This window comes from Streptomyces pseudogriseolus, assembly GCA_002154585.1.
GTDB lineage: Bacteria > Actinomycetota > Actinomycetes > Streptomycetales > Streptomycetaceae > Streptomyces > Streptomyces pseudogriseolus.
Genome location: MUNG01000252.1, coordinates 1 through 7,887, shown reverse-complemented (window position 1 = coordinate 7,887; position 7,887 = coordinate 1). Strand labels below are relative to the sequence as shown.

Genomic DNA, 7,887 nt, shown 5'->3' with positions numbered 1-7,887 from the left:
CGTGCCGGGGACCGGGGCGCCCGGGGGTGTCGGGCGGGCCGCCGTGCGCAGGGCGACGGCGGCCGTCGCCAGGACGACCGCCGTGATCAGCGCCGCCGCCCAGTCCGGCAGGACCAGGGCCAGGGCGAGGCCCACCGCCAGAGCCGCCGCCGCGCCCGCGTACAGCGCGGCGGCGCCGGAGCCGGCGTACAACGCCGCCCTGCGCCGCTGCCCCCGCGCCTGCTCACGCAGTTCGGCGCGTACGGACTCCCGGGCCACGTGGGCCAGTTCGTCCACCAGGTGCTGGTCGAGTTGCCGCATGTGTTCCGAACGCTGCATGGCGTCCGGGTACCCGTGCCCGGAACCCGGTAACTCTCCCCGGGCGTACGGCAGGCGAGAGAGTGCTGTGGAGATCGCCCGCGCCCCGCCCGCCGCCCACGGCGTCCAACTACGCTCGGACGCATGGAGATTCTGGGTGCCACACTGCGCGTCTGCGTCGACGACATCGAGACCGCCATCCCCTTCTACGAGCGTCTCGCGGGCGGTAAGGCCCTGCGGTTCGAGCGGGAGCGGGTCCAGGTCGCCGCGGTGGGCTGCTTCCTGCTGATGAGCGGCCCCGAGGCCGAACTGGACGTGCTGCGCAAGGTCGCCGCGACCATCGCGGTCAAGGACGTCGACGAGACCCGCCAGGTGCTGGAGGAGATGGGCGCGGCCGTCCTCGCCGGACCGCTGCCCACCCCCGTCGGCCGCAACCTGATCGCCCGCCATCCGGACGGGGCGGTCTACGAGTACGCGGACCGCCGCGCCTGACCCCCCGTCACGGCGTGGCCCGCATCCGGAAGTCGTAGCGCTCCGGCAGCGGTTCGTCCGTGAGCCGCGCCCACAGCCGTCCGATCACCTCGTCGCCCTCGCGCAGGTCGGCGACCTCGAAGCCCGCGTCGAACACGGCGCGGGCCTCCGTCTGCCTCCCCTCGGCGAGCAGCAGGCCCGCCTCGATCAGCCGGAAGCGTCCGCGCTCCCGGGTGGCGGGGGCCAGCCGCTCCCACACCGACCGGGCGTCGGCCGTACGCCCCACCGCGAGCAGCGCCTCGACCGCCTCCCGCCCGAGCGCGGCCACGACGGCGGTCCACTCCCCCGCCGTGCCGTCGCCCGTCTCCCCGGCCTCGCGGCACAGGTCGTCGAAGGCCAGCACATAGCGGTCGGCGGCGCGCTCCGGATGGCGTTCCTCCCGGTCGGCGACGGCGAGGCAGCGCAGCACGGGCCAGGACGGGCCGTCCTGCGCCAGCCCCCGCTCCCAGCTGCGCACGGCCTGCGCCCGGTCGCCGCCGTGCCACTGGGCGACGCCCAGGTGGTACTCGGTGAGACCGGTCGCGGGCGCCGTCTCCAGCATGTCCCGCCAGTGCCGGGCGACCAGCGTCCCGCCCGGCGGCCGGCTGTCCGGCGGCTCGGGGAAGGCGCCGGCGCGCAGCAGCCGCAGCCAGGGCTGCTGTTCCTCGCCCAGGGTGTTCTCCTCGAAGGGGGTGCCGGGCAGTTTCCAGCCGGCCCGCAGCACTTCGAGCGCGCCCCATCCGGACCCGGCGGCCAGCCGTTCGCCGGGCTCGGTGTCGGCGTACGGCAGCCAGGCCGTGTACGCCGCGTCGACGTCCGCGCGCGGCAGCACGCCCTCCAGCCGGGTCTCCGCCTCGCCGAGGACGGCGCCCCACTCCCCGTCACGCGGCGCCTCGAAGGGCCCGTACGCCTCCAGCCAGGACACCTCGCTCTCCGGCTCCAGGCTCACGTGCTCCAGCTGGGTGCGGGCGAGTCCGGCCTGGATCTCGCAGTAGCCTCCGGTGCCGGGCTCGGTGAGCCACTGCTGCCAGCTCCGTCCGCCGGGCCCGCGGCCCCACACGAACAGCTTCCGGCCGCGCAGGGTGTCGGTGGAGGTCTGCACGAGCCCGCGGCCGTCGGCGTCCAGGGCGGCGATCCAGCGCCGGCGTCGCTCGGGGACCTCGTAGAAGTAGTCGGCGGCGTAGGTGCTGTTCGGCGGGTAGGTGCGGTCGGCGCCGTCGTACTCGGGGACGGGGACGCGGCGCAGGCGCTGCTCGTAGCCGATGGGGGCGCCTCCCACGCCGTTCAGGCAGTGGGGGAGGTAGGCCTCCTCAGCGGGGGCGAGGACGCGGCAGTCCTCGGGGACGGCGATGTTGGACCACCAGTACGTCGGCGTCGGCCGCTCGTGCGGGTTGCGGATCCGCACGCCGACGTGGAGGAAGTCGGAGCCGTCCGGCAGCCACAGGTCGACCTGGAAGGGCAGGTCGCGCAGCCGCTCCCACTCCCACAGGCGCAGCATCTCGCCGCCGTCCGGGGCGGGGACGCGGGCCGCGTGCACGGGCGAGCAGGACAGGGTGGTGTGGCCGGTGGCGCCGATGTTCCACTCGATGCCGCCGGAGAACCAGGCGCCGTTGAGCGCGAAGTTGGCGGGCTGGAACACCGGGTTCACGTACAGCAGTTCGCGGCCGGTGGGCTTGTGGACGAGGGAGGCGATCCGGCCGCCGAGGGCGGGCAGGACGGTGGCGCGCAGCCGGTCGTTCTCGATGACCAGGGCGTCGAGGGACCGGGGCGCGCGGTCCCGGTCGTAGCCGTCGCGGACCGCGACCGGCAGCAGACTGTGCAGCGGGGCGTGGCCGATCTGCCGGGCCATGTCGCGCGGCAGGTCCTTCTTGTCGCGGTCCTCGATGCGGTGCATCTCGTCGAGGGGACGCAGGGCGGGCAGCGGGTTGTCGGGGCCGAGGCGCGCGGCCGGCAGCGTGAGTACCTCATGTCGGATCGTCGTCACGATCTCCATGGAAGCCGCCGGACGCCCGCCTGAACAGAGGCCCGCACCTGCGGTTTCCCGGGGCGCGGTCAGTGGCCGCCGGTCAGCATCTCGCCGGTGAGCGCCCAGCGTTCGTGGTCGCGCCAGGCGCCGTCGATGAAGAGCATCTTCGGGGAGAAGCCCTCCTTGCGGAAGCCGCAGGCGCGGGCGAGGGCGATGGAGGCGGCGTTGCCCGGCTGCACGTTGATCTCCAGCCGGTGCAGCCGCATGGGCCCGAAGGCGTACCGCACGAGCAGGTCCAGCGCCTCGCGCATCAGCCCGCGTCCGGCCGCATGGGCGAAGGCGCCGTAGCCCAGGGCGCCGCAGAGGAAGCCGCCCTCGACGATGTTGTTGATGTTGACGAAGCCGGCGAGGGCGCCGTCCGCCTCCTTCTCGCAGACCAGGAACCCCGCCTTGGCGGGGTCCTCGATCAGCCGCTGCGCGTAGGCGGCGTACGCGGACGGGGTGTCCGGCGGGAACAGCCAGGGGTGGTGCAGGTCCTTGCTCTCCCTGGCCCGTGCGGTGAATTCGGCGCCGTCGTCGTAGGTGAAGTGGCGCAGACCCACGCGGCGGCCTTCGGTGAGGTAACGGGAAGCGGTGTGCGGCACCCTGTCACCTTACGACGCCGTCCGGCGTCAGCTCAGCGCCGGTTCGTCCAGCGTCAGCGTCCCCGCGTCCGCGTCGAGTTCGGCCGCGACGCCGAACGGCAGCGTGAGGGCGTCCTCGCAGTGGCCGAAGCCGAACTGCTCGGCCACCGGCACCCCGAGCCCGCCGAGCCGGTCCACGAGCAGCGTCCGCACCTCGTCGTACGGGTCGCACTCCGCCCAGGAGCCCAGCACCAGCCCCGCGACGCCGTCGAACAGCCCGGCGCGCAGCAGCTGGGTGAGGCAGCGGTCGAGGCGGTAGGTCTCCTCGCCCACGTCCTCCAGGCACAGCAGTCCGCCGCGCGCGGAGTCGCGGGTGTGCGGGGTGCCGATGCCGCCGGCGATCAGGGAGAGGCAGCCGCCGAGCGTCACCCCGCGGGCGCGTCCCGGGACCAGCGCGGTGCCGCCGGAGCGGTCCGTGCGGAGCGTGCGGACCGACTCGGGGTCGAACAGGGTGGCGCGCAGGTGCTCCTGGGCGCGGGCGCTCTTGACGAAGTCGGCGCCGGCGGCCATCGGCCCGTGCAGGGTGACCAGGCCGAGCCGCACGGCGAACGCCTCGTGCAGTGCGGTGATGTCGCTGAACCCGACGAGCACCTTGGGCCCGGCGGCCCGCATCGCCTCCCAGTCGAGGGCGTCGACCATGCGCTGCGCGCCGTAGCCGCCGCGCGCGCAGATCACCGCGTCGACGGCCGGGTCGCACCAGGCGTTCTGGAGGTCGGCGGCGCGGTCGGCGTCGGCGCCGGCGAGGTAGCCGAGTGCGCCGTGCCGGTCGAGGACGTGCGGGGCGGTCACGGGGTCGAGGCCCCAGCCCCGCAGCACGTCGAGCCCGGCGGCGAGCCTGTCCTCGGGGATGGGGCCGCTGGGGGCGACCACCGCGACCCGGGCGCCGGGGGCGAGGCGGGGCGGCCGCCGCAGCGGCGTCAGGGTGCTCACGGTGTCAGCTCCAGGGCCGGGATTCCGGGCGTCTTCAGCCCGAACACCTGCGCGTACAGGGACAGCTCGGCCTCCAGGGCGCGCACCATCGTCTCCGCGCGGCGGAAGCCGTGGCCCTCTCCCTCGAAGGTGAGGTACGCGTGCGGGACGCCCCGGCCGGCCAGCCGGTCCAGGAACCGCTCGCACTGCACGGGCGGGCAGATCACGTCGTCCAGCCCCTGGAGCAGCAGGAAGGGCGCGCGCAGCCGGTCGGCGTGGGTGACGGGCGAGCGCTCCTCGTACCGCTCGGGCACCTCGGCGCGCGGGCCGATCAGCGTCTCCAGGTACTGCGACTCGAAGTCGTGGGTCTCCCCGGTGCCCCAGCCGGTGAGGTCGAGCACCGGGTAGATGATCGTGCCGCAGGCGTAGACGTCGGTGGTGGTGAGGGAGGCGGCGGTGGTCCAGCCGCCGGCGCTGCCGCCGCGGACGGCGAGCCGGGCGGGGTCGGCGGTGCCCTCCTCGGCGAGCGCCCGCGCGACGGCGGCGCAGTCCTCCACGTCGACCTCGCCCCACCGGCCGCGCAGCCGGTTGCGGTAGTCGCGGCCGTATCCGGTGGAGCCGCCGTAGTTGACCTCGGCGACGCCGATGCCGCGCGAGGTGAAGTAGGCGATCTCCAGGTCGAGGACCAGCGGGAAGCGGCCGGTGGGGCCGCCGTGCGCCCAGATCACGAACGGGGGGAGCTCGCCGGCGGGGCCGGTGCGGTCCGGGTTGCGCGGCGGGTACACCTGGGCGTGGATCTCCCGGCCGTCGGGTCCGGTGAAGGTGCGGACCTCGGGCTCCGGGTAGTAGGCGGGGTCCACGGCGTCGCGGTGGGCGGCGCCGATCACGCGGGCCCGGCCCGTGCGGGTGTCCAGCTCCACGACCTCGTGGAAGATGCGCGGTCCCGCGCCGACGGCGACGACCCGTTCGCCGAGCGCGGCGAGCGTGGGGCCGAACTCGCTCCACGGTCCGGCGGCGTCGACCAGCTCGCAGGTCTCCGGGTCGAGCACGCCGAGCCGCTGGGCGCCCTTGCCGTGCAGGACGGCGATCAGCCCGCCGTCCAGCGGGGCGAACCAGCGCTGGCCCAGCTTCCACAGCGGCCCGGCGAACTCCTCGGGGCGCGCGCAGACCGGCTCGCCGTCCCGGTAGAGGTTCCACCAGCCGGTGCGGTCGCTGGCGTACAGCAGGCGGTTGTCGTGGGTCCAGTCGGCCTGCGGGACGGACTCCTCGGGCCCGCCGGCCACGGTGCGGGCGCCGGTCAGCGTGCCGTCCGCGGCGACGTCGGCGACAATCAGCTCGGTGCCGTCCCACGGCATGCGGGGGTGGTCCCAGCCGATCCAGGCGGCGCGGGTGCCGTCGGGCGAGAGCCTCGGTCCGGTGACGAACCGGTGCCGCTCCCCGGTCAGCTCCCGTACCGCGCCCCGGTCCTCCGCGGCGGACCCGTCGAGCGGCACGGCGGCGAGCACCCGGCGCACGTCGCTCGGGCCGTCGCCGGTGAACTCCTCCAGGACGCACCACACCTCGCCGCGCTCCGCCAGCACGACGGGCTCGGCCCAGCGCAGCCCCGGGCCGACCGGCGACACCGGCGTGAGGGGGACCGGTTCGGCGCCCGGCTCCCAGCGGTAGAGGCGCTGGTCGGGGAAGTGCGCGAACACCACGAGGGGCTCGCCGTCGCGCACGGCGCCGGCCCAGGGGTGGCCGCCGTACTCGATGACGCGGCTGCGGACGTTCCACGGGGCGGGCAGGACGGACTCCTCCGTGCCGTCCGCGTGCCGCCGCACCAGGGTGCGCCGGCCCCCCTCGGCGGGCCGGGGCTCGGTCCACCACACCTCGTCCCCGACGAAGCCCACGTACTCGGGGCTTCCGTCGTGGGCCGCGGCCGTGGCCGCGTCGACGGGCGAGGGCCACTCGCCGTACGCCAGGGTCTGCACTGTCTCCCCCACTCGCTCAGGCCGACCGCAGGAACCGGTCGAGCACCTGGACACCGAACCGGAGCGCCTCGACCGGCACGCGCTCGTCCACGCCGTGGAAGAGGGCCTGGTAGTCGAAGCCCTCGGGCAGCTTCAGCGGTGCGAAGCCGTACCCGGTGATGCCGAGCCGGGCGAACTGCTTGGCATCGGTGCCGCCGGACATGCAGTACGGCACGGTGTACGCCTCGGGCGCGAACGCCCGCACGGCCTCCCGCATGGCGGCGAACGTCGGGGAGTCCACCGGGGCCTGGAGGGCGATCTCGCGGTGGGCGAACTCCCAGTCCACGTCGGGGCCGGTGAGCCGGTCCATGGTGGCCCGGAACTCCTCCTCGGTGTCCGGCAGGAACCGCCCGTCGACGTGGGCGACGGCCTCGCCGGGGATCACGTTGACCTTGTAGCCGGCGTCGAGCATCGTCGGGTTGCTGCTGTTGCGGACGGTGGCCTCGACGAGCTTGGCGGCCCCGCCGAGCTTGTCCAGCAGGGCGTCCACGTCGGACAGGTCGGTCTCGATGCCGTACACGGCGGCGATCTCGGTCAGCGCCGCGCGCACCGTGGGGGTGAGCCGCAGCGGCCACTCGTGCTCTCCGATGCGGGTGACGGCGGCGGCGAGACGGGTGACCGCGTTCTCCCGGTTGACCTTGGAGCCGTGTCCGGCCCGGCCGCGGGCGGTGAGCCGCATCCAGCCGGTGCCGCGCTCGCCGGCCCCGATCGGGTAGAACTGCCGTCCCTGCCCGTCGTGGAAGGTGTACGCGCCGGACTCGCTGACGCCCTCGGTGCAGCCCTCGAAGAGGTGCGGGTGCTGGTCCGCGAGGAATCCCGCCCCGTCCGCGGCGCTGGCCTCCTCGTCGGCGGTGAACGCGATGACGATGTCCCGGCGCGGCCGTACGCCCTCGCGGGCCCAGGAGCGCACCACGGACAGGATCATCGCGTCCATGTTCTTCATGTCGACGGCGCCGCGTCCCCAGACCACGCCGTCGCGGATCTCCCCGGAGAAGGGGTGCACACTCCAGTCGGCGGGCTCGGCCGGGACGACGTCCAGGTGGCCGTGGAGCAGCAGCGCGTCGGCCGACGGGTCGGTGCCCTCCAGCCGCGCCACGACGTTGGTCCGGCCCAGGGTGCGCTCCAGCATGACCGGCTCCAGGCCGGCCTCGGCGAGCTTCGCCGCCGCGTACTCGGCGGCGGGACGCTCCTGGCAGTCGCCCCCGCCCCGGTTGGTCGTGTCGATCCTGATCAGGTCGGACGTGAAGGTCACGACCTCGTCCAGGGCGAGCTGGTCAGCCATACTGCTCCTCCACCGCGGCCGAGGCGATCGTGGTGACCGCCTTGAAGGTGCGGATCGCGTCGTACATGGTCTCGCTGGTGTAGATCACCTTGCGCTCGCCGCTCCGGGTCACGCCCGGAACGACGGTGACGGAGGTGGCCAGGTGCTCGGCGTCGAACTCCACCGCCACGGTGAAGGGACCGCCGCGCTGGCGGTGCGCCGGGAGCCGGTGCGCGGCGGTCCCTTCACCGT

8 protein-coding genes are annotated in these 7,887 nt (G+C 74.8%); 1 reads left to right on the top strand and 7 read right to left on the bottom strand.

Annotated features, from left to right (window positions below; translation table 11 throughout):
* On the bottom strand, positions 1 to 318 hold a 318-nt coding region (locus CCN29_RS22170; RefSeq protein WP_086683960.1), incomplete at its 3' end, for a phage holin family protein.
* 123 nt (positions 319 to 441) lie between these two features.
* Between CCN29_RS22170 and CCN29_RS22165 the strand changes: the two genes are divergently transcribed.
* Entirely contained in the window at positions 442 to 789 is a 348-nt protein-coding gene (locus CCN29_RS22165; RefSeq protein WP_006130888.1) for a VOC family protein, read from the top strand.
* Positions 790 to 796: 7 nt separating this feature from the next.
* Here the strand turns inward: CCN29_RS22165 and CCN29_RS22160 are convergent, their stop codons facing one another.
* The 6 genes from CCN29_RS22160 to CCN29_RS22135 all read right to left on the bottom strand — a co-directional run.
* Complete coding sequence (locus CCN29_RS22160) at positions 797 to 2,800, bottom strand: DUF5107 domain-containing protein (RefSeq protein ID WP_086683957.1); 2,004 nt, start codon at positions 2,798 to 2,800, stop codon at positions 797 to 799.
* A gap of 59 nt (positions 2,801 to 2,859) precedes the next feature.
* Positions 2,860 to 3,417, bottom strand: coding sequence for a GNAT family N-acetyltransferase (locus CCN29_RS22155; RefSeq protein ID WP_086683954.1), 558 nt, complete (start codon positions 3,415 to 3,417; stop codon positions 2,860 to 2,862).
* 27 nt (positions 3,418 to 3,444) lie between these two features.
* A complete protein-coding gene (locus CCN29_RS22150; protein WP_442538447.1) occupies positions 3,445 to 4,386 on the bottom strand; it encodes a S66 peptidase family protein in 942 nt (313 codons plus the stop codon).
* A complete protein-coding gene (locus tag CCN29_RS22145; RefSeq protein WP_006130892.1) occupies positions 4,383 to 6,335 on the bottom strand; it encodes an LpqB family beta-propeller domain-containing protein in 1,953 nt (650 codons plus the stop codon). Before CCN29_RS22145 ends, CCN29_RS22150 begins: the two co-directional genes overlap by 4 nt.
* Positions 6,336 to 6,351: 16 nt before the next feature.
* On the bottom strand, positions 6,352 to 7,656 hold the full coding sequence (locus CCN29_RS22140; protein WP_006130893.1) for a M20/M25/M40 family metallo-hydrolase: 1,305 nt from the start codon (positions 7,654 to 7,656) through the stop codon (positions 6,352 to 6,354).
* On the bottom strand, positions 7,649 to 7,887 hold a 239-nt coding region (locus tag CCN29_RS22135), incomplete at its 5' end, for a M55 family metallopeptidase (protein WP_442538446.1). The genes CCN29_RS22140 and CCN29_RS22135, both read right to left, overlap by 8 nt.

Excerpts from the sequence above, each read along its gene's own strand:
- CCN29_RS22165 (WP_006130888.1), top strand. The coding sequence starts at position 442 with ATGGAGATTCTGGGTGCCACACTGCGCGTCTGCGTCGACGACATCGAG.
- CCN29_RS22160 (WP_086683957.1), bottom strand. The coding sequence starts at position 2,800 with ATGGAGATCGTGACGACGATCCGACATGAGGTACTCACGCTGCCGGCC.
- CCN29_RS22140 (WP_006130893.1), bottom strand. The coding sequence starts at position 7,656 with ATGGCTGACCAGCTCGCCCTGGACGAGGTCGTGACCTTCACGTCCGAC.